At 63.6% G+C, this 552-nt stretch carries 1 protein-coding gene; it reads right to left on the bottom strand.

The annotated features are described in order from the left end of the window. Positions 1-379: DNA alkylation repair protein (locus CFP71_RS42305; protein WP_208636161.1), on the bottom strand; the 379-nt coding region annotated here is incomplete at its 3' end. Between the last annotated feature and the right edge of the window lie 173 nt (positions 380-552).

Below are 552 nucleotides of genomic sequence, written 5' to 3'. Positions count from 1 at the left end.
CGACGCGACGGATCGCGACTTCGTCCACGTAATCCCACCACGCGCCCGTCACGATCATCTCTTCGTACAGGCCGAGCAGATCGCCGTCCTGCCAGCGGGTGTAGGCGCGGTGTCCGGAAAGGGCGATCGCCGCGTAGCGCTCTTCGCGGAAGCTCGCTTCACGCCACAAGGTCAGCACGGCGGTCGAGAAGCTCACTCGATCAGGTAGTGAATGCTCGGCGTAGACCTGTTTCAGCAGGGCCGCCCGAGGCGGTGACGCCACACCGAGGAACGGCATTTCCGACTTCATGTACGCCTGCATCGAAGGCGCCTTCTCCGGATCGGCCAGCGCGGCCAAACCGTTGCGAACCGCCGAAACCAGGCTTTTCACCTCGTTCACGCGCTCTTCCTTTCCCCAGTGGACGCCGCGAGCGTACGACAGGGGACCGACAAGACTGATATGCCCGGATCGGGGTTCGGATACCGACTAAAGAGGGATGGCGGTCAACGTGTCGGTCAGCGAGATTGAAGCCGGTTCTCGGTAGCTTCGGCCCGACCGGGTCGAACGCGGAC

This window comes from Amycolatopsis thailandensis, assembly GCF_002234405.1.
GTDB lineage: Bacteria > Actinomycetota > Actinomycetes > Mycobacteriales > Pseudonocardiaceae > Amycolatopsis > Amycolatopsis thailandensis.
Note: the sequence above shows the minus strand (reverse complement) of the source record. Positions and strands in the feature narration are given on the sequence as shown.